Origin of the sequence: Micromonospora sp. NPDC047467, from assembly GCF_040643095.1 — a bacterium.
Classification (GTDB): Bacteria; Actinomycetota; Actinomycetes; order Mycobacteriales; family Micromonosporaceae; genus Micromonospora.
Map to the genome: position 1 here is coordinate 133,902 of NZ_JBEYTO010000012.1, position 26,228 is coordinate 160,129.

Consider the following 26,228-nt stretch of genomic DNA (forward strand, 5'->3'; position numbering starts at 1 on the left):
ACATGGACACCGGGCCGGCCGGCTAGCGCGCCGGGCTGGAGCCCAGGAGCGTTGCCGGCCCGGCCCGGTGCCGGATCAGCGCTGCTTCAGCTCACGCCAGGATGGGTGGGTGCCGCGCCAGGCGTCGGCGAGGATGGCCGCCGAGGCCCGGCTGGGGCACTGCTGCACCCGCTCACGACCCGACGCCCCACCGATCTGGGCGCGGACCTCCCAACCCTGCCCATCAGTACGGATGTACACGTCCCGGCGCCCGCGCGGAGTCGTGTCTCCGTTCCACCAATGCTCCTCGACCTTCATTCGCCGACCGTATAGCAAATTCTGCGCCGGGGGTACGGCGCAGGAATGGCCAGAACGGGGCAAGGAGTGCAACTCGGGCGCAAATCCGGCCCAGTGTTAACGGTTAGCAACCTTCAACGGGCGGCCCGCCCCCTCCTGAGCGCCAGCTCAGGTGGCAATGCCCCCCTTTCACGGGTCAGACCCGCGCGGTGAGCAGGTAGTCGTCCGCCTCCGGGCTCCACCTCAGGTCGACCGCGCCACTGGTGGCGGCGGCCTTACAGAACTGCAGGAAGCTGCGGTACCCGAGTTTCTTCTCACTGAAGTCCGGGCGGGCCCGCCGGAGCTGGTTCTTCAGGCCGGACAGCGCCACCGGGTTGCCAGCGCTGCCGAGGTCGCCCACCACACCACGGAGCAGACCGAAGGCCACCTCCCGGTCGCCGTGCTCGGGCAGCGAGACCTCGGGATCACCCTTCGCCGGGCCCTCGGCCAGATCGACCACGTTGTGCTCGGCGAGGTGGCGCAGCAGCTCACCGAAGGTGCGAAAGCCGTAGTCGGACTCACTGAAGGTCGGGTCCTTGCGCAGCAGGGTCCGCTTGAGCCGGGAGGCGGTCACCTCGCCGCTGGCGCTGCCCTGCAACCCGGCCACCGTCTGGGCCACCAGCACGGCGAGGGCGTCCACGTCCCGGCCGGGCTCCTCCCCCGCCGGCCGACCCTCGGCCTCCTGCTCGCGCTCCTCCTCCTGCTCCGGCTCGGGTGGTCGCTGGCCCGGGCCGGTTTGCCGGGCCGGGCGGCCCCGCCGGCTGGAGGTCGGCGGGATGTCCACACCCTCCAGCCGGTCGTAGTAGAGGAACTCGTCGCACGCCGGGGGGAGCAGCGCCGAGGTCGACCCCTCGACGCCGACGCCGATGACCTTCTTGTTCAGCTCGCGGAGCTTGTGCACCAGCGGGGTGAAGTCGCTGTCGCCGCTACAGATGACGAAGGTCGAGATGTAGTCACGCTCGAAGGCCAGCTCGATCGCGTCCACGGCCATCTTGATGTCTGCCGCGTTCTTGCGGGAGGCGCCCATGCGCTGCGGGATCTCGATCAGCTCCACGTGGGACCGGGTGAGCATCCGGCGGTCCTCGTCGAAGAACGACCAGTCGGCGTACGCCCGCCGCACCACCACCCGCCCCCGCTCGGCCAACGCGTCGGCGATCGGCCGGAAGTCGAAGGCGGCGCCGCCACGATGGTCGCGGGCCCCCAACGCGAGGTTCTCATAGTCAAGGAAGAGGGCGATTCGGTCTTCTTGCTCCACGCGGCCAGCCTACGCCGGGCCGGAGCGGCCGGGGCGCACGCGACGCGCGACACCCCAACCCGACGACCGTCCACTTCTTTCGGTCAGACAGTCGGTTCTTTTCGCTCTTCGCTTGTTGTCTTGCAGCAGGGCGTTCGGTGCTGGCATCATGACGATCAATGTCGGGCGTGTGGGGAGCGCCGGACGGGCCTCCCACCACCACCCACAGAGGAGTGTCACCGATGTTTCGGATGTCGATGCCAGCGCGGGGGCGCCCAGGCCGGCCGGCCATGACCGCCGTCACCCTCGCGACCACCGTCACCCTGCTGGTCACCGGCGGGTCCACAGTCGCCGTCGCCGGCCCGCCCGCGTCCACCGCGAGGCCGGTGGTTACCAGGGCCGCCCTCGACCCGGCGCTTGTCGCCGGGCGCGGCGCCGACGTCGACTTCGTCGAACAGGAGGCCGAGAACGCCCGCACCAACGGCCAGATCATCGGCCCCGACCGGTCCGCCTACACGCTGCCGTCCGAGGCGTCCGGCCGCCGCGCGGTCCGGCTCACCCCCGGCCAGTACGTCGAGTTCGTCCTGCCCAGCGCGGCGAACGGGATCACCGTGCGGTACAGCATCCCGGACGCACCGCAGGGCGGTGGGATCACCGCGCCGCTGCGGGTGGCGGTCAACGGCAAGCACCTGAGCACCATGACGCTTACCTCGCAGTACTCGTGGCTCTACAACCAGTACCCGTTCTCCAACGACCCCCGGGCCGGGCTGCTGCACCCGGACTGGTGGATCACCGAGTGCCAGTGCGTGCCGGCGGCCACCACGCCGTACCCGAGCATCAGCACGCCGTTCCGGCCCACCCACTTCTACGACGAGCAACGGCTGCTGCTCGGGCGCACCTACCGGGCCGGTGACACGATCCGGCTCACCGCGCCGCCCGGCAGCGCCGCCGCCTGGACGGTCATCGACCTGCTCGACTCCGAACTGGTCGCGCCACCGCGCATCCGGCTGCTCGCGGCGAACGTGCTGGCCTTCGGTGCCGACCCCACCGGCCGACGGGACTCCGCCGACGCCCTGGACCGGGCCATCGCCTTCGCCCGGCGCACCCACCTGAAGGTGTACATCCCACCGGGCACCTACCAGGTCAACCGGCACATCATCGTGGACGACGTGACGATCGAGGGCGCCGGCAACTGGCACACGATCATCAAGGGGCGCGAGGTCACCCTGCCGACGCCCGCGCCGGACGGCTCGGTGCACACCGGCGTCGGCTTCTACGGCCGCGACGCCTCCGACGGCGGCAGCCGCAACGTCCACCTCTCCGGCTTCGCCATCGAGGGTGACGTCCGGGAGCGCATCGACACCGACCAGGTCAACGCGATCGGTGGCGCGATGAGCGACTCCACCATCGACGGCCTCTACCTGCACCACACCAAGGTGGGCCTGTGGTTCGACGGGCCGATGCGCAACGTACGCGTCACCAACAACATCATCGTCGACCAGATCGCCGACGCGCTCAACTTCCACACCGGCGTTACCGACTCGCTCGTCGCGCACAACTTCGTCCGCAACACCGGCGACGACGGCCTGGCGATGTGGTCGGAGAAGACGGCGAACGCGCGGAACACGTTCGACCACAACACCGTGCAGTCACCGACGCTCGCCAACGGCATCGCCATCTACGGCGGCACCGATACCACTGTGTCGCACAACCTCGTCGCCGACCCGGTCCGTGAGGGCAGCGGCATCCACGCCGGGTCCCGTTTCGGCGCGGAGCCGTTCGCCGGTCACCTGCGGATCACCGGCAACACCACCGCCCGCGCCGGCACGTACGAGCTGAACTGGAACATCGGGCTGGGCGCCATCTGGATCTTCGCCCTGGACCGGAGCATCGACGCGAGAATCGAGGTGACCGGTGACGCGTACCTCGACAACACGTACAACGCGATCATGCTGGTGAGCGACTGGCCCGTGAAGGACCTCTACTCGATCACCAACGTGCGGTTCCGCGACATCCGCGTCGACGGCACCGGCACCTCCGTGGTCAGCGCCCGCTCGGCGGGGTCGGCGTCGTTCGCCAACGTGGACGCCCGCAACGTCGGCGCGGTCGGCGTCAACAACTGCGGGTCGTTCCACTTCACCCCGGCCGGATCGGAGTTCACGCTGACCGACCTCGGCGGCAACGACGGCGGTTGGCTCGCCCCGTGGCTGCTGCCCAACACCATCACCTGCGACGACCGGCCGCCGGTCTCGCCGCCGCCGCCTCCGTCGCGGTGGTGAACGCGGTGGGCGGCCCGATCTCGTCGGGCCGCCCACCGCACGGCTTCTCCGACCGCCCCGACGTCAGAGCGTCCGGGCGTACGCCAGCGGCACGGTCATCGGCTGCCTGTCCCAGCTGCCGCTCAGGGTGGCGCCGGCCGCGCCGACGGCCCCGTCCTCCGCGGGTCGACGCACGACGACCAGCTCGACGGAGTCGGTGAGGATGACCGTGCTGTCCCCGTCGACCACCCGACGGATCTCGCCGACCGGGCGCACGCTCGTGTCCCCCGCGCCGCTGGCGAGGACCGTCACCGTCGGCTCGCGCACCTCACGTCGGCCGTCGACCTCGAAATACTGCTCGGCCTGACCGGTGCCGGACAGGATCGCGTGGGCCAGCGCCGCCGCGTAGACCGGGTCGCCGCAGCCGTCGTACACCCAGCGCGGGCCGAGCGCCGAGTGTTCGGTGGTGCCCACCAGCCAAACGTCTGCACCGTCGAGGGGCGCGTCACGGTACGTCAGCGGCACCTGATGCACCGGCCAGTCGGGGGCACCGACCAGCATCGTCTCGATGCCGACGGCGCCGGCCGGGTCATCGAAGCGGTAGGCGCCAGGGCTCACCACGTCCACCCCGGCCGGCCCCTCGTACCAGGATCGGCCCGGCAGCCAGGTCGTCAGCAGGTCGAGCTTCGTGGGGCGCAGCGTCGCCCGGTGCAGCAGTGCCATGTCGAGAGCCTAGGTCAGACCCGCGCACGGGTTGCCGTCCACCGTGCAGCCCACCGGCTCCCTGGCTTTCGGCCGGCCGTCCCGGACGTCGAAGCGGATCGTCCGCGAACCGCCCGCCGGCACGGCCGGCCCGGTGAAGGTGATCGCCCGCCCGTCCTGCCGCCAGTCCGCGCCGTCCACGTCGTCCACGCTGCTGCCCTCGGCGAGGGTCACCACCACGAACCACTGATCCGCCGGTGCTCTGCCCGGATTGTTGACCACCACCTCACCGGTGTAGCCGAACAACCGGCCCTCGATGCCGTAGCGGGCCGTCAGCGGCGGCGGGGGCGGCGGCGCGGCCGTGGGCTTACCCGAGGGCTTCGCCGTCGGAGTGCGGCTCGGGCTGGCGGTGGGCGACGCGGCCGTCCGGGACGGGCGCGCCGAGGGTGTCGCCTTCGGCGGTGCGCTGGGCGCGGCGGCCGGGGCGCTCGACTCCGGCGTCGTCGGCGACGACGAGACCGTCGCGGCGGTCTGCTTCGGCCCGTCCGGAAGCGTCATCCACGCCACCAGACCCACCACGAGGACGACCCCGACCAGCGCGGCGACCAACGCCCGGAGACGACGGCGGGCCCGGGCGGGGCCGAACGCGCCGATCATCGGTAGCTCGGTCGTCATCCCGGCCTCGCCGCGACGCAGGTCGACCTGTTGGAACGCGAGCCAGTCGAGAATGGCCGGCAGGCGCACGGTCAACGCCTGGCGGAGCTGCTGCTCGCGCGGCTCGTGCTGCTCGGCCGACCAGGAGCCGTGCGTGGGGACCTCCCGAACGGTCAGCCGGCAACCCTGCCGGGTGGCCGTGACGACGCAGGTCAGCTCGGTGAGCCGGCCGGCCTCGTCGCAGCTCAGCTCCAACAGCTCCGGCACCCGCCGCTCGGTCACCTCGACCTCGACGTTGGCATCGAAGCCGGACAACCCGGCGGTGTGCAGCAGCAGCCGGTCCGGCACTCCCTCGACCATGTCGGCCTCGGCGAACCAGCGGCCGATCAGCTCCCGATCGGTCAATGCGAGCCAGACCCGGTCGGGCGGGTGGGACAGGTCGACGTGCGCGTCGATCTCGATCACGGCGAGACTCTACGGGTTGCCCACCCGGTGCGTCCCGCCCGCCCGGGCCGACCGCCGGTCGTCTGGTCAGCCCCAGCGGGTCGACCGCTCGGCCGCCGCCGTCAGCGCGGCCCGCGCACCGGCGCTGACCTCGGCGACCAGCTGCGCCGCCGGCACGTCCCGGGCCAGCGGGTGGGCCTGCCCGGCCCACAGGTTGGCCACCGAGGCGTCCTGGTCGCGTCGGGCTGCGGCGAGCAGCGGTCGGGTCAGGTGCAGCACCTGCGGGTAGCCAGTCGGTGCCGCCGCGTCATGCGCCCGCAGGAAGGCGTTGACCACACCCCGGGCCCGCTTGCCGGTGTACGCCCGCGTCAACGCGGTCGGCGCGGCGCTGGCCACCGCCGCGCGGTGCAGGGGCGAGCTGCCCGCCTCCGGGCAGCGCAGGAACACCGTGCCGAGCTGCGCGGCGGCGGCACCAGCGGCCAACACCGCCGCCAGAGCCGGGCCGTCGGCGATGCCACCGGCGGCCACCAGGGGTCGGTCGCAGCGGGCGGCGGCCAGCCGGAGCAGCGGCAGCAACGCGTAGTCGTCGTCGTCCGGTACGCCGCCGCGATGCCCGCCGGCCTCGGTGCCCTGGAGCACGACAGCGTCCACGCCCAACTCGGCGGCGGCCGTGGCGGCGTCGGGACGGGTGACGGTGGCCCACACCTCGGTGCCCCGCTCGCGCAGGGCCGCCACGGCGGCCCGATCGGGCAGCCCGAACACGAAGGACACCACCGGGACCGGGTCCGCGAGCAGCGCGGCCAGCTTCTCCGGGTACGCGTCGTCGCCGCCCGCCGGCTCGCCCAGGCCTACCCCGAACTGGTCGGCCTGCGGAGCGAGCCGCCGCGCGTACGCCCGGATGGCGGCCTCGTCGACCGCGCCATCGCCGGGCAGGAAGACGTTGACCCCGAACGGCCGCTCGGTCCGCGCGCGGACCTCGGCGATGTCGGCGACCAGCCGCCCGGTGTCGATCATTCCGGCGGCCAGGAAGCCCAGCCCACCGGCCGCGGAGACGGCCGACACGAGGGCCGGCGTGGACGGGCCGCCGGCCATCGGGGCGGCGATGATTGGGTGGCGCAGCGCGGAGAGCACGGACATCCACCCATCCTGCCGCACCGATCCGGGCACTCGGGTCGGAGCGGGTCCGTCGCCCGTACGCCCCGGCCGGCTCGCCGACCTGCGCTTTGGCCGCTCCCCGGTGGGCCGGCGCCCGGCTGTCAGCGTCGGAGGGTGTGTCGCCGCCAGAGCACTCCGCCCACGGCGACGAGTGCCAGCAGCGTCCCCGCTCCCGCCGCCAGCGGCCAGACCCGGCCGACACCGATGCCTGCCACCTGCGCTGTCGGGCTACCCGGCGTGGAGGTTGACGGGGCGGCGGTGGTGGACTCCGCGGCTTGCGGCGTCGGCGCGGCGCTGGCGGGGTACCGCAGAATCGTCGGGCGGGTGCCGGGCGGCTGGCTGGCGGACTCGGAGACGGTGAGCAACGACCGGCCGTCCCGGCTGTAGGTGATCGACTCACCCTGTGGCTCGTCCGGCAGCGCGACGATCCGTGGGGTGCCGGTGGTCAGCGCGGCGACCAGGTCACCGTCCGGCACGTCGTACTCGAACGCGTCGGCGTAGCTGCGCAGCGCCACCCGCCGGCCGTCCGGCGCGGTCGCCCCGCCGGTGATCACGCTCCGCCCGACGAACGAGTACGGGTTGCTGGTGGTGGTCGACGGCAGGGCCACCTGGCCGACCAGGGCCAGCGGCGTCGCGGCGTCCGCTTTCAGCGCGGTGGTCGGCGCGTACAGGAAGACGGTGCCGCTGCCCCCCTTGGTGATGATCAGCGGCCGGTCGGCCGCGTCGAGCAGCATCGCCTCCGCGTCGTGCGGCCGGTCCGGGTACGTCATCCGGTACAGCACCGGCTGGTCGGCGCCCGGGGCGAGCCGCCACAGCCCGATCGTCTCCCGGGTGCGGTCGTTGTCACCGATGTCGGCGACCCAGACGGTGCCGTCCCGGCCGACCGCCAGGTCCTCGGTGTCGCGGGGCCGGGAGGGATAGCTGACCGCCCGCCGCACCGCGCACCGGTCGTCGAGGAAGAAGATCCGGCGGCGGGCCTCGTTGTCGGCGCCGTCGTTGACCACCACGTACCCGTCGTCGGTGGCGACCATCCCGGAGATCTCGCTGAGCCGGTCGTCGCGTATCTCGCACACCGTCGCACCGGCCGCCGCCGCGCCCGCCGCCCCCGGTGTCAGCATCACCGTCGGTGGGACCACGCCGGTGAGCAGAGCTGCCAGCGCCGCCCCCACACGGGCACGCCGCCCCCAGCTCAACCGCCCGCGTACCCGCATCGCCCACCCTCCTCGTCGCGGCCGTGACCCGGCCACCCGCCTATCCTGGCTGATCCCGGCCACCGGCGATGGTCATCGGGGTACGCGCCCGAACCCTTGTCGATGTGCTGTCGCTCGGCCTCATCGTGGATCTGCGAGTGGCCCCGCACGGGACGGACACCTCTCCGGTGGGCACGGCGGGCCGCGATCTTGTCGTAGCCGTAGTCCATGATCGTGTCATCGCAGCGCCGCCGACCCCCCGGCGGGCGTGCGCAGCACCCTGGGTTTGTCGATGGGAGGGCGTGACGTGACGGACGCCGACGGAGCCGGCTGGCGGCGGCGCAGCGTGCTGGCGGTGGTGCCGCCGGCGCGGCCCCGCAAACTGGCCAAGGTGCCGTTCGTCGAGTTGGCGGACGGGCGGTTGCAGGGCGTTGTCTCCAGCGGGTCCGACATCGAGCGGGTCTACGTCTCGTCGGTCTCCGCCGGCACCCACGCCTACCAGTGCAGCACCAACAACAACCGGCCCTGCGGCGGCCTGCGCGGTGCTCCGTGCAAGCACCTGCACGCGCTCACCGACGAGGCGCTCCTCCAGTACGGCGCCGACCGGGTCGCCCGCTACCTGCGGGTCGACATCGGCGACGGGGTGGCCGACGGCGCGGACCTGCTGGCCCGACTCGACGGCCAGCCCGAGCCGGCCTCGGCGGCGATGGTGTTCAGTCGCTTCCTGCGTCACCTGTCGTACCTGGAGCTGCCGGGCAGCACTGTCGCGCTGCCCGAGCTGCAGTGGTTCCCGGGCACCGGGGCGACCCGCTGATGCGCGGCACCCACCTCGCCCAGCTAGGTGAGGTCCCGGACGGGTTGACCGACGCGCTCGACGTGATCGCCGGCTTCGACGACGCCCTCACCAACGGCCTCGGCCGGGTCGGCGAGCGGGGCGCGGCAGCACTGGCCGCGTTCGCCGACGCGTTGGTCGGCACGCCGCTGGCCGACCCGGTCGCCGCCGCGGTCGGCGCGGTCACCGTCGGGTCGGTCACCCCGGAGCACCTCAGCGCGCTCGCCGGGGCACGCTCGGCGCTGCTCGGCGCGGCGCACGACGCTCTGCTCGGGCAGTTCGACACGGCGCTGTCCCGGGCACGGTCACCGTGGACGGCTCCGGCCGTCCGGCCCGCCGAGGCGCTGCCCGCCGTCGCGGGCGCGCGGGCGTGGTGGCACGAGGTGGCGGTCGCCGGCTGGCGGGGTGTCGACCACGAGCTGCTGTCGTCCGCCGCCTCGGTGGTCGAGGCCACCCTGGCCGTGCCGGCGCTACGTCGGCTCGCGGTGCTGCTCGACGGTCTCGCCGCCGAGCTGCGGGCCTGCGTGCCGATCGCCACCATGGCGCAGGTGCCGGCCCGGCGCTGGGCCGATCTCTGGGCCCGGGGCGTGCTGCTCACCGAGGGCAGGCAGCCCACCGACGAGGCGCCACAGGTCTCCGGGCGACTGCTGCCGCTCGGGGTTGACCTGCACATTCACGACACGGCCGTACAGGTGCAACTGCACGCCGTTCTGGAGCCGGCGGGGGGCGGGCAGCCGCGGCTGGTCCGCACGGCGGTCGCCGCCGCGAAGGTGGACACCATCGTGGGTCCGGCAGTCTGGCGGTTGCTGTCGGCGCACCCGGTGCTGCTCACGGCGCTGGCCGAGCAGCGGGCAGTGACCGTCACCGACCTGCCGCTGCACGGCGGCGACCTGGGCTGGGCCGACGATCGGGTCCGACTCGACGAGCCGGCGGATCCGTTCGCCACGGCCCGCGTGCTGCTGCCCGCGGCTGTCGCGGCGGCGACTGCCCCACTGGATCGACACCCGACCGCCATCGGCGAGCCCGTCCTCGTCGAGGGCACCCCGCTCCGCGACGAGGACGGGGCACTCGCCGTCGAGGTGGACGGCGAACGGGTCACACTGGCCGTCGACCGGTTGCCGGCCGCCGGTCCCCTCACGGCAGAGCTGGTCGCCTCCGCGTCAGCCTGTCTGGGTCTGCTGCGCTGGGACGACGGCCGGTGGCAGCTCCAGCCGTTGGCGGTGCGCGCCACGGTGAAGCGACGGGTGGTGCAGGCGCACAACGGCGACTGGGCGTGCGGCGTCACCGATCCGAAGATCGCCAAAGAGGAGGCCCGGGCAGGCGATGCCGTGGCCGTGCTGCGCGAGCGCGCGGGACGGTTGCTGCGCCGATGACCGAGCCGATCCCCACCGGCGGGTCCGCCGACGCCAACCGCCGTCAGGTCCTCTACTGGAGACTGCTGTCGCGCCTCTTCGACCGCGACGAACAGCCCAGCCTGGAGTCGGCGAGCGTCGCCGTGGTCGACGACCTCGGGCTGCCCGCCGCCCTGTTGGACCCGGCGGTCTCGGTGGACACCATCGTGCAGCGCTTCCCGGCCCTCGCGGCGGAGCTGCGCGGGCTGCTCACCTCCGACGACGAGGAGCCCGGTGCAGACGGTTCCGGTGACGACGGTCCTGGCGCCGATGGTCCTGGGGGCGACGGCCCCGGTGACGACGGTCCTGGGGGCGACGCGACCTACCGGCCGGGCGAGGCCGAGGTCCGTCGGGCCGCGCTCGTGTCGAAGGTGCTGCTCAACGTGTTCGCCACCGGCTCCGGTCCGGTCAGCGCCACCCAGCTGGCCCGCTGGCAGTCGGACGCCGGCTGGTTCGAGCAGGCCCTCGGGGGAGAGCCCGGCGACCTGCGCCGCCAGGGCAGCGGGCTGGGTGCGACCCTCGCGGGCCTGGAGGGTGACCTGGTCCGGCGGATGCACCTGCGGGAGGTGCTGGCCGACCCGGCGCTGGCCAAGGCGTTGACGCCGAGCATGTCACTGATCGAGCAGTTGCTGCGGGACAAGGCCAACCTCTCCGGGGTGGCGCTGGCCAACGCGAAGGCGTTGATCCGGCGCTTCGTCGACGAGGTGGCCGAGGTGCTGCGCACGCAGGTGCAGCAGACCAGCGCGGGCGTACTGGACCGGTCGGTGCCGCCCAAGCGGGTGTTCCGCAACCTGGACCTCGACCGGACCATCTGGCAGAACCTGACCAACTGGAGTCCTGAGGACGAGCGGCTCTACGTCGACCGGCTCTACTACCGACAGACCGCCCGGCGCACCACGCCGGCCCGGCTCATCGTCGTGGTCGACCAGTCCGGTTCCATGGTCGACTCGATGGTCAACTGCACGATCCTCGCGTCGATCTTCGCCGGGTTGCCGAAGGTCGACGTACACCTGATCGCGTACGACACCCAGGCACTGGACCTCACGCCCTGGGTGCACGATCCGTTCGAGGTGCTGCTCCGTACCCAGCTGGGTGGCGGCAACGACGGGCCGGTGGCGCTGGCGCTGGCCCGGCCGAAGATCGTCGAGCCGAAGAACACCGTGCTGGTGTGGATCTCGGATTTCTACGAGTTCAACCGGTCCCAGCCGCTCTTCGACGGCCTCGCCGCGGTGCACCGCTCCGGCGTACGGGTCATTCCGGTCGGCTCGGTCAGCAGCTCCGGCCAGCAGAGCGTCAACCCCTGGTTCCGTCAGCGCTTCAAGGATCTGGGCACCCCGGTCATCTCCGGGCACATCCGCAAACTCGTCGTCGAGCTGAAGAACTTCCTCACCTAGGAGACCCACCCCTCATGTCCGAGATGCTGCGCGCCCCCGCCGAGGTCACGTACGCCGACGAGCTGGATTTCCTCGAGTCGGTCGACACCGGCCCGAAGCCGTTCTCCTGGCGACTGAGCCCACGCATGGTCCGTCTGTTCATCCTGGGCTCGGAGCGGGCCGACGGCCTGTCCCGGGAGATCCCGCAGAAGTGGTTCGGCGACCGCAGTTTCGTCGAGCGGGCCATCGTCACCCTCGCGTCGGACCGCGGCCTGCTGCTGATCGGTGACCCTGGCACCGGCAAGAGCTGGTTGGCCGAGTTGCTGGCCGCCGCGATCTGCCGCAACTCGACGCTGGTCGTGCAGGGCACCGCCGGCACCACCGAAGACCACATCAAATACTCGTGGAACGTGTCCATGGTGATCGCCAAGGGGCAGTCCCGGGAGTCGATGATCCCGTCGCCGATCATGACGGCGATGGAGCAGGGCGTGGTCGGTCGCTTCGAGGAGCTGACCCGTTCCACAAGCGATGTGCAGGACGCGTTGATCTCGATCCTGTCCGAGAAGTACGTCGCCATCCCCGAGCTGGACCACGACAACATCGTCTTCGCCCAGCCCGGCTTCTCGATCATCGCGACCGCGAACAGCCGCGACCGGGGCGTCAACGACCTCTCCTCGGCGCTCAAGCGGCGGTTCAACTTCGTCCGGATCCCGGTGGTGACCAACAAGCGCAGCGAGGCCGAGATCGTCCGCTTCCGCACCGAGGAGCTGCTGCGCCGGCACCGCATCGAGCTGGACGTGCCACCCACGCTGCTCGACATCCTGTTGCAGAGCTTCGCCGACCTGCGGGCCGGTGCCGCCGCCGCGACCAGCGACGACGAGAAGTTGGAGTCGGCGCTGTCCACCGCCGAGCAGATCGGCGTACTGGAGGACGCCATCCTGCACAGCCAGTTCTTCGGCGACCGCACGCTGCGGGCGGCGACGATCGCCGGATCGCTGGTCGGCTCGCTGGCCCGGCGCAGCCCGGAGGACCTGGCGATCCTCAACAAGTACCTGCACGGCGTGGTGGAGCCGCGGGCGCGGAAGGACGACGACGGGTGGGCGGGCTTCCTCGACGGCGGTCGCCAGGCGATCGCGTCCCTGTCGTGACCGCACCCACCGTCGTCGGCCCGTTCGGCGCGCTGCGTGCGCAGCTCACCGACGCGGCCTCCGCGTTCGCGGGTTCCCCCGACGCGCTCGGTGCGATCCTCGCGGGCATCGTCGACGACGTCGACCGGGCGCTCGGCGAGCGGTTGGAGATCTTCCCGGTCTGCCATCACTCACCGGCCTCCGCGCTGGCCATGGCGCGCCGACTACGGGCCAAGCAGCCCCGGGTGATCTACCTGGAGCTGTGCGAGGATCTCCAGCCACTGCTCGGAGAGCTGCGCAACTGCCGTCTGCCGGTCGCGGTGCAGGCGTTCGCGTCTGAGCTGTCCGGCTTCCCCGCCGACTGGGGCCCGCTCAGCGTCGTCGCGCCGGTCACCGAGGCGTCGGCGGAATACCAGGCCATCGCGTACGCGCTGGAGACCCCGGGCGTGGAGCTGGTGCTGGTGGACCGCTCCACCGACCACGTCTTCCAGTGGTCGCCGCGCGAGGATCCGGCCGCCGCGAGCACCGGGCCGGCCGTCGACACGGGTGACGAGTCCGGGCTGCACGGCGACGCCGTCGGGGTGGAGATCGGTGACCTGCGGCCCCGCTTCGCGGAGCTGGAGGCGTACCTGCTGCACCACGGCAAGGTGCGGCACTGGTCGGAGTGGTGGGACCAGTACGTCGAACGTCCGCTGGCCGACGCTGACTACGACACGTACCGACAGGTGATGGTGCTGATCGGCAGCCTGTTCCGGCGGCTGCGTCCGGCCGGCACGGACCGACTGGACCGGGACGAGGACCGCGAGCGGTACATGTGGACGCGGATGCGTCAGCACCTGGCCACCTCCGGCGTCGATCCCTCCGAATGCCTCTACGTCTGCGGCGCGTTCCACGCCGCCAGCCGGGTCGAGCAGTTCGGGTTGGGCTCTGTCGCCGCCGATTTCGACATCACCCCGCGCACCGACACCCGATGGCGGTACGGGCTGATCCCGTCCAGCCACTCCGCGATCGAGGCGCAGTTCGGCCTGGCGCCCGGCTCGGTGTCCATCGCGGCGGCGACGTGGACGAAGGCGGTGAGCCGTCACCGGCTGTCCCCGTACCGGCTGGAGGGTCAACGCGCCGCGGCGGCCCGGGGCCGGCGGGGCCGCACCACGACGGCGCCCTCCCCCGTGGTCGGCCCGGTCAGCGACGTCCTCACCGGTTTCCTCTCCGCACCCCCCGACCTGGACGGCCTCGACGAGGCAGAGCTGCGCGGTTGGTGCGTCGACATCGTCCGGCTGGCCCGCCGCAACGGGTACCTGGCCAGCACCGCCGACGCGATCGCCGTCTTCGAGACCTCGGTCCTGCTGGCCGGTCTGCGCAATCGGGCCCGACCCACCGCGTACGACTTCGCCGACGCGGCGGTCACCTGTATCGAGAAGGACGTGGTGCCCGGCCGGCGGGACGTGCGGCGGCTCTGCGAGATCCTGTTGGGCGGCGACCGGATCGGTCAGGTCGGTTACGACGCTCTTCCGCCCCTGGCCCGTGACGTCCTCGACCGGCTCCAGCCGCTCGGCCTGGCGCTGGAGAAGCGGCCCATCCAGCGGGCGCTGCTGAATCTGGCCGGCCACCCGGAGCTGGCCCCCTGCTCGGACCTGCTGTGGATCCTTCGGCACCTGCTGCCACCGGACGCGGTACGCCCGATCATGGGTGAGCGCCGGCTCGGGCACCGCTCGATCCAGGAGAGCTGGGACCTGGCGCTCGGCCGCAACCAGCGCGCGTTGATCGAGCTGGGCTACGAAGGGGTGACCGTCGAGCAGGTCCTGGAGCAGCGACTACGCCGGGCGGTACGCGGCTCCGGCGCCACCGCCTCCGGTGCGCTCGCCGCCGTCGAGGACGCCATCCGACTGCTCGACAGCCCGCGACTGGTCGACGAGTTGGGGGCGCGGGCGGTGGACCTGCTCGCCGCCGAGCGCACCGTCGACGACGCCCCGGACGTGCTGCGTCGTATCCGCCGATTGTTGGCGCACTACCGGGCCACCGCGCCGATCCTGCCGTCCTGGTGCGAGGCGTTCGTGACCACCGGGTACGCGCACTACTGCACCCTGCTGCCGACCGCCGTCACGGCGGAGGAGACGGAGGTCCGGCAGGTCGCCGCGATGCTCGGCTTCCTGTTCTCCATGGAGGGTCTGGCCCTGTCACTGGGCTGCGACCGGCACCAGTTGGAGTTGGCCGTCGCGCAGTCACACCCGACGGCGCCGGCGAAGGTCGCCCTGCTCTGGGCGGGTCGACACCAACTCGGTCTGCTGCCGCTGGCCGAGCTGCGGGCCCGGTGCGCGGAGTTGCTGGCCAATCCGCTCGTGGTGCCCGCCTTCCCGCAGTATCTTGCCGGGCTCGTGCACGCGCTGGAGCCGGTGCCCGGGTTGGCGCCGTTCGTCGTCGAGACGATGTCCACCGCCTTCGCCCGGCTGCCCGACCCGGTGCTGTTGCCCTGGCTGCCCACTTTGATCACGACACTGCGGGCCCAGGGGCCGGAGCTGGTCCCGTTGCTGGTCCGAGAGGCGGGGCGGACCTTCCCGGGGGCGCTGCCCGAGCTGGATTCCTGGGTGCCGCCGTGGCTGGCGCCCTCGGCCCCCACGGGTGCGGTCACGGTCGCCGCGCCGCAGCGGCCGGTGGGCGTGCTGCTGGCCACCCACCCGGAGACCACGGAGGCCGTGGCCGCGCTCCTGAACGTCCGTGCGCGTGGGGGTCCCGCGGTGCGATCTCCAGGCGTGCCTGCGACGGCGGCGGGTAGGCAGTAGCCCGGCGGCATGTCGACAACCGCCGGGCACAGGAGGCTCTGATGAGCACGTACCGGGATGAACAGGGCGCGACGTTTCCTCCTCCGGAGGCGGATGCGCTTGAACAGCGGCAGAACGCCGTCGACTACGGGCCACCGGACCGGGTGTCGGGCGATGTCGACCCGGAGGCGTCCGAGGCGGATCTCGCCGAGCAGGGCGCGCTGCCGGCGGGCACGCTTGAGGAGGTCACGACGCTTCCGGCCGACGCCAACCCGGCGGACGCCCTCGAACAGCGCCAGGAGATCCCCACCCGCGACGAGGGCCGCCGGACCTGACCCCGGCCCACCCTGGCCGTCGACGCGGGCTCGGCCCGACACCATCCCCACACGACGTGATGCCTGTGAGTCATCAATGTGACTCACAGGCATCACGCTCTTTTCCGACGTCCGCACCGAGGCTGCCGGCTCAGCCGGCGACCCCGGCCAGCCCAGGCTGTCCGCGCCGACCCCGCCGCCGCCGCGCCACGTGCCACACCGGATCGGGTCGGATTGGCGGCGAGTCGCCGCGATGCCCTTGACAGCGGCGCATCATCGTCCGAGGCTGTCTATTAGTCCTACTGTCGTAGGACAACAGAGAGGATCATCTCGAGTGATCGAGTTCGTGCTGGACAGCCGGTCGAAGGTGAACACCTACATGCAGCTCGTGCAGCAGGTGAAACAGGCGCTGCGGGTCGGCCTGCTGTCGCCGGGAGATCAGCTGCCGAAGGTGCGGGACGTCGCACAGTCCCTGGCGATCAACCCGAACACGGTGCTCAAGGCGTACCGGGAGTTGGAGATCGAGGGTCTGGTCGGCGGCCGACCCGGAGTGGGCACGTTCGTCCAGCGCACCCTGGCCGGCGCCTCCCTGCCCAACCAGGCCGAGTTGCGCGACGACCTGGTCGCCTGGCTGCACCGGGCGCAGGCCGCCGGCCTCACGGCCGAGGACGTCATCGCCCTGGTGGAGACCACGCTGCGCGCCACCCTCGCCGACGACGCCCCGCAGAAGGAACCCGCATAGCGGAACGAGAGGACAGAGATGGACATGGTCTTGGAGGCCGACCGGCTGGGCAAGCGGTACGGCGGCACGTGGGCGTTGCGGGACTGCTCGCTGCACCTGCCAGCCGGCCGGATCGCCGCGCTGGTCGGGCCCAACGGCGCCGGCAAGAGCACCCTGCTGCACCTGGCGGTCGGGCTGCTCAAGCCCGACGCGGGCGCGATCCGGGTGTTCGGCCGGTCGCCGTACGGCGACACGGAGGGGCTGGCGGACATCGGGTTCGTCGCCCAGGACACCCCGTTGTACCGCGACTTCACCGCCGCCGAGCTGGTCACGGCCGGCGGCAAGCTGAACCGGCGGTGGGACGCCGCGCTGGCCCGTACCCGGCTGGCGCAGCTCGGGATACCGCCCGACCGGCCGGTCGGGAAACTCTCCGGCGGGCAGCGCGCCCAGGTGGCCCTCGCCCTGGCGCTGGCCAAGCAGCCTCGGCTACTGCTGCTCGACGAGCCGGTGGCCAGCCTCGACCCGTTGGCCCGGCGGGAGTTCCTCCAGTCGCTGATGGGCAGCGTGGCAGACGCCGGGACCACCGTTCTGCTCTCCTCGCACCTGCTGGCCGATCTGGAACGCGTCTGCGACTACCTGATCGTGCTCAACGCCGCCCAGGTGCAGCTCGCCGGCGGTGTCGACGACCTGGTGGCCGAGCACCGCCAACTGGTCGGCCCACGGCACGATGGCGGCCCGATCGGGGGCGTCGCCGCCATCGTCCGGGCCAGCCACACCGACCGCCAGTCCACGTTGGTGGTCCGCGCCGACGGCCCGATCACCGATCCCGCCTGGACGGTGCGCGAGGTCAGCCTGGAGGACGTCGTCCTGGCCCACCTGGCCGACGGCGCCACCCAGACCAGCCACAGCGAGTGGGGAGTGCCGGCATGATCTGGTTGACCTGGCGGCAACACCGCAAGCAGGCTTTCTACACCCTGCTCGGGTTCGCGGCACTCGCCGCGCTGATGGTGCCGATCGGCCTGTCGATGCGGCACAGTTTCGCCGACCTCGGGCTGACGGACTGCGTACGTCAACTCGCCGGCACCAACGTGGCGGAGGCGACCCGGGAGACCTGCGACGCGGGCTTCCGGCGCTTCACCAACCGGTACGGCAGCCTCAACCTGGTGGCCGTGCTGCTGCTCACCCTGCCGGTGCTGGTCGGCCTGTTCTGGGGCGCCCCGCTCGTCGCTCGCGAGGTGGAGCAGGGCACGCACCGGTTCGTCTGGACCCAGGGCGTCGGCCGCACCCGGTGGGCGCTGGTGAAGTTCGGGCTGGTCGGCGCCGCCGTGCTGATCCTCGCGATCGGCTACGGGCTGGGCATGTCGTGGTGGGTCGAGCCGCTCACCCAGGCGGCGCACGAGGGCCGACTGGGAGTGATCGTGTTCGACCTGCAGGGCATCGTCCCGATCGGTTACACCCTCTTCGCCGTGGCGCTGGGCGTCTTCGCCGGCACCGTGTGGAAGCGGATGCTGCCCGCCATGGGCATCACCCTCGCCGGGTTCATCGGCGTACGAGCGGCCGTGGCGGTCCTGGCCCGACCGCACTACCAGCCCGCCCGCACCCTCACCTATCCCATCGAGGGGGCCATGGAAGCCGCCACGGCCCGCGGCGACTGGATCCTCAGCCAGGGCATCCGCAACCCCGACGGGAAGATGATCGCCGAGGACACCCGGATCATGTGCCCGCCCGGCGCGATGGAGGCGAAGGGTCGGGCCTGCGGTGCCGAGCTGGGCCTGCAGCCCGGGGCGTACAACTGGCAGCTGTACCAGCCGGCGGACCGGTTCTGGCTGTTCCAGGGCATCGAGACGGGCATCTTCGTCGCCCTCGCCCTACTCCTGCTCTATCTCGCGGTGCGCCGGATCCGCCGGATCGCGTAGCCCGGCGGCGGGCCACCGACATGACCCGGCCTGCGGAGTCGGATTCCAGGCCGGTCGCCAACGCGACTGAACGCGACTGTCCGATCTCGATCAGTGCTCCGATGTGGACCATAGAGCCCGCGTCCGGTGGGCCGCAGGGATCGGAGCGCACGCGTGAAGTCCAGAATCCTCAGTCGGGTCGCCGCGTCGGCCGTGGCGCTCGCCTGCGCCACGGTCGGCGCGGTGGCCCTACCGGCCGCCCCGGCCGCCGCCAGCCCGATCCGCAACGCCACCGCCTGGTCGGTGCTGCTGTGCAAGTTCAGCGACAAGCCGGCCGAACCGCGAACGCCGTCGCACTTCGCCAACTTCCTCACCGCCGCCGGGATCGGCACCGGCGGGGTGGCGGACTACCTGGCCGACCAGTCCGGCGGGCGGGTGTCGCTGGCCGGGTCGGTCGTCCGGGGCTGGTACACCATGCCGTACACGCTGGCGCAGTTCCAGTCGGTCACCCGGTGGACCCGGATCCAGCGCTGCGTGGACACCGCGGCGACCGCCGGCTACTCGGTGCCGGCCGGCAACCGGATCGCGGTCATGCTCAACGACTGGGTGGATTCGGGTGCGTCCGGCGGTCGGGTGCTGCTCGACCCGGGCGCCTGGAACGTCGGCTTCGCCGCGCACGAGATGCTGCACGGCTACGGCCTCGGGCACTCGTTCTCCAACGACACCACCTACCAGAACGCGCCCTGGTCCCAGCCGGGCGAGTACGACGACCCGTGGGACCAGATGAGCGCCATGCACATCTTCGCGTTCACCACCGCGAACTACGGCACCAGCGCCGTCGGGCTCAACGGACCGAACCGCGACGAGTTGGGCTGGCTGCCCAGGAACCGGGTCTTCACCATGGCCGCCGACGGGGTCGGCTCGCGCACCTTCACCATGGCGCCGCTGGAGGTGCCCACCGCGGCCGGCCAACAGTTGATCCGCGTCCCGTTCGACCCGGCTGACCCCTTCCACTACTACACCGTCGAGTTCCGCCGGAAGACCGGTTGGAGCGCCGGCATTCCCGCCGACACCGTGCTGCTGCACGAGGTCCGCGACGGCACCCCCACCCTGCTGCGCACCGGCGCGGGTGGCGGGCCGGCCCAGTCGCTCAACGCCAACGGCGTGCAGATCGGGGTGAACGGGATCTCCGGCAACACCGCCTCGGTGACCGTGACCACCGACGTGGTCAACCGCTGCCTGCAGGGGTACGTGTGGCGCGAGGCCCGCTCCGGTGACCGGGTCTGCGTCACCGGTGCCACCCGTAGCCAGGTGTGGGCGGACAACGCCTCGGCGGCGAGCCGCTGGGTGAACGGCCCGTACGGCCCGCACACCTGCGTCTCCGGCTACGTGTGGCGCGAGGCGTACGCCGGGGACGACGTCTGCGTCACCGGCACCCAGCGCAGCCAGGCCGCCGCCGACAACGCCGCCGCCGCGTCGCGGCGCAACCCGGCCCGGCTGGTGTCCGGCCCGAACACCTGCGTCAGCGGGTACTTCTGGCGCGACGCCGACCAGTCCGACTACGTCTGCGTGACGGGGGCGACGCGTACCCAGGTGCTCGCCGACAACGCCTCGGCGGCGAGCCGCTGGGTCAACGGCCCGTACGGGCCGCACACCTGCGTCGCCGGCTACGTGTGGCGCGAGGCGTTCATCGGCGACGACGTCTGCGTCACCGGCACCCAGCGCAGCCAGGCCGCCGCCGACAACGCCGCCGCCGCGTCGCGGGTGTTGCGTCCCGGGGGCTGACCGACCGCGCCCCCGGTGGCCGGGCCCACCGGGGGCGCACCCGTCGGCTGCTCAGCCGGCCGGCCGCCGGTAGCGGGCGACCGAGAGTGGGAGGAACACGGCGACCAGCGCGATCGGCCAGGCCACGGCCAACCACGGGTAGTGTTAATCGAGTAATTTCGGCGGCATGACGATCTCGTTGGACGGTCGGCGTTTCGCCGCCGAGTCGGATGTGGTGGCCGGTGAGGTCGGCACGGAGACGGTCTTCGCGTACCACGAGCGGGCCGGCGAGGTGTGGGCCGAGTACGCCGGGGGGTCGATCCGTCGCGGCTACCTGGTCGGCACCCGCGAGGGCGACCGGCTGGATTTCCGCTACGTCCAACTCAACGCCGAGGGACAGACGTCCTCGGGGCACTGCGTCTCCGAGGTGACGGTGCTGGCCGACGGCCGGCTGCGGTTGCACGAGACCTGGTCCTGGGAGTCCCGGCCGGGCACCGGCACCAGCGTGGTGCAGGAGTTGCCCGCGCGTCGGCGGTCGGAGCCACAACACCGACACGACGACGACCACCGGGCCGAGCGCGGAGCGTAGGGCGACGGCGGCCGGGCGGCGACGTGGCGCTGCTGGGCGACGGCGCCGGCTGGTTCATCGCCGGCTCAAGCCGGGGGAACCTTCGCCGAGTCGGTGGACCCCAACTGGCCGGCGACGCCGACGTTGAGCGGGTCGGCCAGCAGCTTGTCGAAGGCCAACTCGGCGGCGCCGATCAGGACCGCGTTCTCGTCCAGGGCCGCCGGCTGGAGCCGCAGGTGCTCGCGGGAGACCGGCAGCGGCATGGTGTCCAGCCGTCGCCGAACGATGTCCGCGCCGGCGGTGAAGATGTCGCGCAGCGAGCCACCGAACACCACGGCGTCCGGGTTGACCACGTTGACCAGGTTGCCCACGCCGAAGCCGAGCCAGTCGGCGACCCGCTCGACGGCCTCCCGGGCCCTCGGGTCGCCGTCGGCCGCCGCACGCAGCACCTCGGCCACCGCGGCGCGGTCACCGGGATCCCGGCCAGCGTGGCGCAGCAGGGCGGCCTCGCCGATCTCGGTCTCCCAACAGCCGCGCGAGCCACAGCCGCAGGGCAGACCGTTCGGGTTGACCACCATGTGGCCGACCTTGCCGCTGTGGCCGTGGTGGCCCATCAGCAGCCGGCCGGCGACGATGATGCCGGCGCTGATGCCCACGTCGCCGTGCAGGTAGATGAGGTCGTCGACGCCGGCGGCCACGCCGCGGACGTGCTCGGCCAGGGCGGCGATGTCGGCCAAATCGCCGGCCACGAAACCCGGGCCGGCGGGGAACTCGGCCTCAAGGGCGGTGCCCAGACTCTCATTGGCGCTGGCGATCCGGATCCTGCCGTCCGGATCGCGGGTGGTGTCGGTGACCGCTACCGCGCCGCCGACCAGCAGCGCGTCGGGGGCGACGGCGCGTTCCATGTCGCGGACCAGGTCAGCCAGGGGGCGGACGGCGTCGACCGCCGACATGCCACCGGGCCGGGGCGCCTCCCGCAGGTCGAGGATGCGCCCGCCGAGGCCGACCCGGGCGGCCCGCAACCGCTCCGCCTCGATGCTCAGCGCGTTGGCGTAGACCCGGTCGGAGCGAGGGCTCACCACCAGTGAGGGACGGCCGGCGCGGCGGGCGGTGGTCGGTGCCTCCTCGGTGACCAGGCCGCTGGCGGTCAGGTCGGCCGCGAGCGCGCCGATGGTGCTGCGGTTGAGGCCGAGTCGTCTGGTCAGCGCGGCGCGCGACGTCGGTCCGTTCAGGTGGACGTAGCGCAGCACGGCGCCGAGGTTCTGCCGCCGGATCTCCTCCTGGCTTACGCCGGGGATCGAGGGCAGCGGGGAATCGGGGTTGTTGCCGGCCCCGGAAGGCCTGGACCGTACGGGCGTGTCCACGGTCAGACCTCCTTCCGGGTTGGTGCCGGGTGGCACGGGACGATCAAACGACGATGGGTCCCGGAACAGGAGATCCGGGACCCATCGGCGTTACCTGCTGTGCGTGATTACTTGGTGAGCGGAGCGAGCTTCGGGTCGTTGGCGTACGCCTCGGCCGCGTTCGCCTTGGTGACGGCGACCGGCGGAAGCAGGAACGTCTCGACGACCTTGCTGCCGTTGTTGTAGGAGCTGGTGTCGTTCACCTGCGGCTTCTCGCCGGTCTGGAGAGCCTTGACCATGTTGATGGTCTCCTTGACCAGGTTCCGCGTGTCCTTGTTGATCGTCATGTACTGCTCGCCAGCGACGATCGACTTGACCGACTCAACCTCGGAGTCCTGACCGGTGACGACCGGGGTCGGCTTGCCGGCACCCTTGACCGAGGTCAGGATCGCGCGGGCCAGGGTGTCGTTCGGGGAGAGGACGCCGTCCAGCTCCTTGTTGCCGTAGGTCGAGGTGAGCAGCTGGTCCATGCGGGCCTGCGCACCCTCGGCCTTCCAGCCCTGGATGGCGGTCTGCTTCACGTCGGTCTGCTTCGAGGCGACGACCACGTTGCCCTTGTCGATCTCCGGCTTGAGCACGTCCATCGCGCCGTTGAAGAAGACACCGGCGTTGTTGTCGTCCGGCGAGCCGGAGAACAGCTCGATGTTGTACGGGCCGTTCGGCTTCTTGGCCTTCATGCCCTCAAGCAGGGCCTGGCCCTGGAGCTGGCCGACCTTGAAGTTGTCGAACGCGACGTAGTAGTCGAGGTCCGGCGTGTTGGTGATGAGCCGGTCGTACGCGATGACCTTCACGCCGGCGGCGTGGGCGGCCGCAACCTGGGTCGACAGCTGCGCGGCGTCGGTCGCGCCGATGACGATGACCTTGGCGCCCTTGGTGGTCATGGCGGTGATCTGGGCCTGCTGGTCGGCGACCGTGGTCGACGCGCCGGCGTACTGCACGTCAGCCTGGAAACCGGCCTCCTTCAGACCGTTGCTGAAGAGGTCACCGGCGAGGACCCAGTTCTCCGAGGTCTTGGCCGGCAGGGCCACGCCGATCAGCGAGTTCGCCGCGAAGCCCTTGGCGTCTCCGTTGGAGCCGCCGGACTCCTCGGTACGGCCGGAGCCGCAGCCGGCGAGGGCCAGCATGGCGGCGGCGCTGATGGCAACCACCGACGTGCCGAAGAATTTACGCATGGCAGGTCTTGCCTTTCTGAAAGGTGGAGACGGGTGGAGAGGTCGGTGGCCGTCAGCCGGACACCGCTGCCTTGGCGGGCTCGCGCTCCGCGTCCGGCGGTGAGGCGGGTGGTCCGGAGTCCTCGCGACGGAATGGCCGCATCAGACTTCCGATGATCGAGAAACGACCCTGGCTCTTGTTGTAGACGTCGATCGCGACGGCCAGCAGCAGGACCAGCCCCTTGATGATCTGGACGCGGTCGGTACCGACGCCCATGAGTTGCAGGCCGTTGTTGAGCACGGCCATGACGAGACCACCAACGATCGACCCGCTGATGGTGCCGATACCGCCGGAGACGGCCGCGCCGCCGATGAAGACCGCGGCGATCGCGTCCAGTTCCCAGCCGTTGCCGTCCTGCGGACCGGAGGCCGCCGAACGGGCCACGAAGATCATGCCGGCCAGCGCGGCCAGGACGGACATGTTCATCATGACGAAGAAGTTGACCCGCTTGAGCTTCACGCCGGACAGCTCGGCCGCCCGGGAGTTGCCGCCCACCGCGTAGATGTGCCGGCCGCCGGCCGTGTTGCGGGTGTAGAAGGAGTACGCCAGGACCAGCGCGACCAGGATGATGCCGGAGATCGGGAAGCTGGTGCCGACACGACCGCTGGCGAAGCGCAGCGCCGCGAAGGCGATCACCCCGACCATGACGGCCATCCGCAGGATCGAGACCCACATCGGCGCCGGGTCGGCGTCCATGGCGCGGCGGGTCTTGCGCGCCTGGAGTTCGCGCCACACCACGGCCACCGCCGCGGCCAGGCCGAGCAGCAGGGTGGCGTTGTTGTAGCCGGTGTTCGGCCCGAACTCGGGCAGGAAGCCGGAGCCGATCTCCCGGAAGCCCTCCGGCACCGGGATGGTGTTCGCGTTACCGATGAACTGGTTGCCGCCGCGGAAGAGCAGCATGCCCGCCAGGGTGACGATGAACGCCGGCACCCCGATGTAGGCCACCCAGAAGCCCTGCCAGGCGCCGATGAGGGCACCGATTCCGAGGCCGAAGAGGATGGCCACGGGCCAGGGCAGCGACCAGTCGGCCATCGACTTGGCCACCAGGATGCCCGCGAAGGCGGCGACGGAGCCGACCGAGAGGTCGATGTGCCCGGCGACGATCACCATGAGCATGCCGATGGCCAGGATCAGAATGTACGAATTCTGCTGGAACAGCGCGATCAGGTTGTCCGATCGCAGGGTCAGGCCATCGGTCAGGATCTGGAACAGGACGACGATCGCCACCAGGGTGAAGATCATGCCGAACTGGCGAGCGTTGGAGGTGGTTCCTCCGAACAGGTTCTTCTGAAGGTCCTTCAATCGGCTCATCGTGTGGCCATCTTCTTCGTCGAGGTCATCTGCTTCATGAGGTTTTCCGGGGTGGCGTCGGCCCGGGCGATCTCGCCCGTGATGGCGCCTTCGAACACGGTGTAGATGCGGTCGCAGAGCCCGATCAGCTCAGGCAGCTCCGAGGAGATGACGACGACGCCCTTCCCCTCGTCGGCGAGCCGCTGGATGATGCCGTAGATCTCGTACTTGGCACCCACGTCGATACCGCGCGTCGGCTCGTCGAGGATCAGCAGGTCCGGATCCGTGAACATCCACTTCGCCAGCACCACCTTCTGCTGGTTGCCGCCGGAGAGCTTGGAGACGCTCTCGTCGACCGTCGGCGCCTTCGTCCGCAACTCCTTGCGGTACGCCTCGGCCGCCTGGTACTCCTCCACCTGGTTCAGGACCCCGTGGTGGGAGATCTTGGACAGCTTGGCGGCCACCGTCGACGACTTGATGTCGTCGAGCAGGTTGAGGCCGATCGCCTTGCGGTCCTCACTGACGTACGCGAGACCGTTGTCGATCGCGTCCGCCACGGACTTCAGGACGATCTCCTTGCCGTCCTTGATGATCGTGCCCGACTCGTACACCCCGTACGAGCGGCCGAACACGCTCATCGCCAGCTCGGTGCGGCCCGCGCCCATCAGGCCGGCGAAGCCGACGATCTCGCCGCGGCGCACCACGAAGCTCTCGTTCTTGCAGACCTGCCGGTCGGCGGAGATCGGGTGCCGCACGTTCCAGTCGCGGACCTCGAAGAAGACCTCACCGATCTTCGGAGTGTGGTCCGGGAACCGGCTGCTCAGCTCGCGGCCGACCATGCCCCGCACGATCCGGTCCTCGTCGACCCCGTCGGCCTTGACGTCCAGCGTCTCGACCGTCCGGCCGTCGCGCAGGATCGTGATCTGGTCGGCGATCGCCTCGATCTCGTTCAGCTTGTGCGAGATCATGATCGAGGTGATGCCGCGCGAGCGGAAGCCGCGCAGCAGGTCCAGCAGGTGCCGGGAGTCGGCCTCGTTCAGCGCGGCCGTCGGCTCGTCCAGGATGAGCAGCTTGACGTCCTTGGCGAACGCCTTGGCGATCTCCACCAGCTGCTGCTTACCGACCCCGATGTCCTTGATCAGGGTGTCCGGGTTCTCCTGCAGGCCGACCCGGGCCATCAGGTCCAGCGCCATCCGGTTCGCGGCCTTCCAGTCGATCGCGCCCCGCTTGCGCGGTTCGTTGCCGAGGAAGATGTTCTCGGCGATCGACATGTCCGGAATGAGCGCGAGCTCCTGGTGGATGATCACGATGCCGGCGTTCTCACTCGACCGGATGTCGGAGAACCTGCTCTCCGACCCCTGGTAGATGATCTTGCCGTCATAGGTGCCGTGCGGGTAGACCCCGCTGAGCACCTTCATCAGCGTGGACTTGCCCGCGCCGTTCTCGCCGCAGATGGCATGGATCTCGCCGGCGCGAACCACGAGGTTGACGTCGGAGAGGGCCTTGACTCCGGGGAACTCCTTGGTGATGGCACGCATCTCAAGGAGGATGGGCACGTCGCTCATCGCTCGTACCACCTCGCCAACGTCATCGTTGCCTCCGGAAGGTTGGACCTTCACTTGGTTTT

General features: G+C 71.4%; 22 protein-coding genes. 12 read left to right on the forward strand and 10 right to left on the reverse strand.

The annotated features are described in order from the left end of the window. Positions 1-75 precede the first annotated feature (75 nt). Both ABZ780_RS27960 and ABZ780_RS27965 read right to left on the reverse strand, forming a co-directional pair. Positions 76-297, reverse strand: a complete 222-nt coding sequence (locus ABZ780_RS27960) for a hypothetical protein (RefSeq protein WP_030335934.1) — start codon at positions 295-297, stop codon at positions 76-78. Positions 298-472: 175 nt separating this feature from the next. Beyond that, complete coding sequence (locus tag ABZ780_RS27965) at positions 473-1,570, reverse strand: NYN domain-containing protein (RefSeq protein WP_357005785.1); 1,098 nt, start codon at positions 1,568-1,570, stop codon at positions 473-475. A gap of 269 nt (positions 1,571-1,839) precedes the next feature. Here ABZ780_RS27965 and ABZ780_RS27970 point away from each other — a divergent pair, with 269 nt between their 5' ends. Further along, positions 1,840-3,828: a glycosyl hydrolase family 28-related protein gene (locus ABZ780_RS27970; RefSeq protein WP_357487996.1), complete on the forward strand. Its 1,989-nt coding sequence runs from the start codon at positions 1,840-1,842 to the stop codon at positions 3,826-3,828. 63 nt (positions 3,829-3,891) lie between these two features. Here ABZ780_RS27970 and ABZ780_RS27975 read toward each other — a convergent pair whose 3' ends face one another. The 4 genes from ABZ780_RS27975 to ABZ780_RS27990 form a co-directional block, all read right to left on the reverse strand. After that, on the reverse strand, positions 3,892-4,530 hold the full coding sequence (locus tag ABZ780_RS27975; protein WP_357487997.1) for a hypothetical protein: 639 nt from the start codon (positions 4,528-4,530) through the stop codon (positions 3,892-3,894). A 9-nt stretch (positions 4,531-4,539) separates the two neighbouring features. Continuing rightward, positions 4,540-5,628, reverse strand: a complete 1,089-nt coding sequence (locus tag ABZ780_RS27980; RefSeq protein WP_357487998.1) for an SRPBCC domain-containing protein — start codon at positions 5,626-5,628, stop codon at positions 4,540-4,542. Between the two features lie 66 nt (positions 5,629-5,694). Beyond that, positions 5,695-6,744: a nitronate monooxygenase gene (locus tag ABZ780_RS27985; RefSeq protein WP_357487999.1), complete on the reverse strand. Its 1,050-nt coding sequence runs from the start codon at positions 6,742-6,744 to the stop codon at positions 5,695-5,697. Positions 6,745-6,863: 119 nt separating this feature from the next. Further along, positions 6,864-7,973 carry a hypothetical protein gene (locus ABZ780_RS27990; protein WP_357488000.1) on the reverse strand — a complete coding sequence of 370 codons (1,110 nt, stop codon included), beginning with the start codon at positions 7,971-7,973 and terminating at the stop codon, positions 6,864-6,866. Between the two features lie 325 nt (positions 7,974-8,298). Here ABZ780_RS27990 and ABZ780_RS27995 point away from each other — a divergent pair, with 325 nt between their 5' ends. From ABZ780_RS27995 to ABZ780_RS28045, 11 genes are all read left to right on the forward strand, one after another. Then, positions 8,299-8,766 (forward strand): hypothetical protein, encoded by a 468-nt coding sequence (locus tag ABZ780_RS27995; RefSeq protein WP_357006782.1) that lies wholly within the window; start codon positions 8,299-8,301, stop codon positions 8,764-8,766. After that, positions 8,766-10,157, forward strand: a complete 1,392-nt coding sequence (locus tag ABZ780_RS28000; RefSeq protein ID WP_357488001.1) for a hypothetical protein — start codon at positions 8,766-8,768, stop codon at positions 10,155-10,157. The genes ABZ780_RS27995 and ABZ780_RS28000 overlap by 1 nt, the downstream gene beginning before the upstream one ends. Then, positions 10,154-11,569 carry a VWA domain-containing protein gene (locus ABZ780_RS28005; protein WP_357488002.1) on the forward strand — a complete coding sequence of 472 codons (1,416 nt, stop codon included), beginning with the start codon at positions 10,154-10,156 and terminating at the stop codon, positions 11,567-11,569. The genes ABZ780_RS28000 and ABZ780_RS28005 overlap by 4 nt, the downstream gene beginning before the upstream one ends. A gap of 14 nt (positions 11,570-11,583) precedes the next feature. Continuing rightward, positions 11,584-12,696: an AAA family ATPase gene (locus ABZ780_RS28010; RefSeq protein ID WP_145784416.1), complete on the forward strand. Its 1,113-nt coding sequence runs from the start codon at positions 11,584-11,586 to the stop codon at positions 12,694-12,696. After that, on the forward strand, positions 12,693-15,455 hold the full coding sequence (locus tag ABZ780_RS28015) for a DUF5682 family protein (RefSeq protein WP_357488003.1): 2,763 nt from the start codon (positions 12,693-12,695) through the stop codon (positions 15,453-15,455). The genes ABZ780_RS28010 and ABZ780_RS28015 overlap by 4 nt, the downstream gene beginning before the upstream one ends. A gap of 41 nt (positions 15,456-15,496) precedes the next feature. After that, on the forward strand, positions 15,497-15,769 hold the full coding sequence (locus tag ABZ780_RS28020) for a hypothetical protein (RefSeq protein WP_357488004.1): 273 nt from the start codon (positions 15,497-15,499) through the stop codon (positions 15,767-15,769). Between the two features lie 313 nt (positions 15,770-16,082). Then, positions 16,083-16,490: a GntR family transcriptional regulator gene (locus tag ABZ780_RS28025; RefSeq protein ID WP_355595506.1), complete on the forward strand. Its 408-nt coding sequence runs from the start codon at positions 16,083-16,085 to the stop codon at positions 16,488-16,490. Between the two features lie 18 nt (positions 16,491-16,508). Continuing rightward, entirely contained in the window at positions 16,509-17,399 is an 891-nt protein-coding gene (locus ABZ780_RS28030; protein WP_357488005.1) for an ABC transporter ATP-binding protein, read from the forward strand. Beyond that, positions 17,396-18,385, forward strand: coding sequence for a transporter (locus tag ABZ780_RS28035; RefSeq protein WP_357488006.1), 990 nt, complete (start codon positions 17,396-17,398; stop codon positions 18,383-18,385). Before ABZ780_RS28030 ends, ABZ780_RS28035 begins: the two co-directional genes overlap by 4 nt. 153 nt (positions 18,386-18,538) lie before the next feature. Further along, the gene (locus tag ABZ780_RS28040; protein WP_357488007.1) at positions 18,539-20,149 is read left to right on the forward strand and encodes a hypothetical protein; all 1,611 of its coding nucleotides are present in this window, start codon (positions 18,539-18,541) and stop codon (positions 20,147-20,149) included. Between the two features lie 166 nt (positions 20,150-20,315). Next, positions 20,316-20,717, forward strand: a complete 402-nt coding sequence (locus ABZ780_RS28045) for a hypothetical protein (protein ID WP_357488008.1) — start codon at positions 20,316-20,318, stop codon at positions 20,715-20,717. Between the two features lie 65 nt (positions 20,718-20,782). Here the strand turns inward: ABZ780_RS28045 and ABZ780_RS28050 are convergent, their stop codons facing one another. From ABZ780_RS28050 to mmsA, 4 genes are all read right to left on the reverse strand, one after another. Next, positions 20,783-22,003, reverse strand: a complete 1,221-nt coding sequence (locus ABZ780_RS28050; RefSeq protein WP_357488026.1) for an ROK family transcriptional regulator — start codon at positions 22,001-22,003, stop codon at positions 20,783-20,785. 164 nt (positions 22,004-22,167) lie between these two features. Continuing rightward, positions 22,168-23,271, reverse strand: a complete 1,104-nt coding sequence (locus ABZ780_RS28055) for a sugar-binding protein (RefSeq protein ID WP_357005736.1) — start codon at positions 23,269-23,271, stop codon at positions 22,168-22,170. Between the two features lie 52 nt (positions 23,272-23,323). Next, the gene (mmsB, locus tag ABZ780_RS28060; RefSeq protein WP_357005733.1) at positions 23,324-24,622 is read right to left on the reverse strand and encodes a multiple monosaccharide ABC transporter permease; all 1,299 of its coding nucleotides are present in this window, start codon (positions 24,620-24,622) and stop codon (positions 23,324-23,326) included. Continuing rightward, positions 24,619-26,166: a multiple monosaccharide ABC transporter ATP-binding protein gene (mmsA, locus tag ABZ780_RS28065; RefSeq protein WP_357005729.1), complete on the reverse strand. Its 1,548-nt coding sequence runs from the start codon at positions 26,164-26,166 to the stop codon at positions 24,619-24,621. The genes mmsB and mmsA overlap by 4 nt, the downstream gene beginning before the upstream one ends. Positions 26,167-26,228 lie beyond the last annotated feature (62 nt).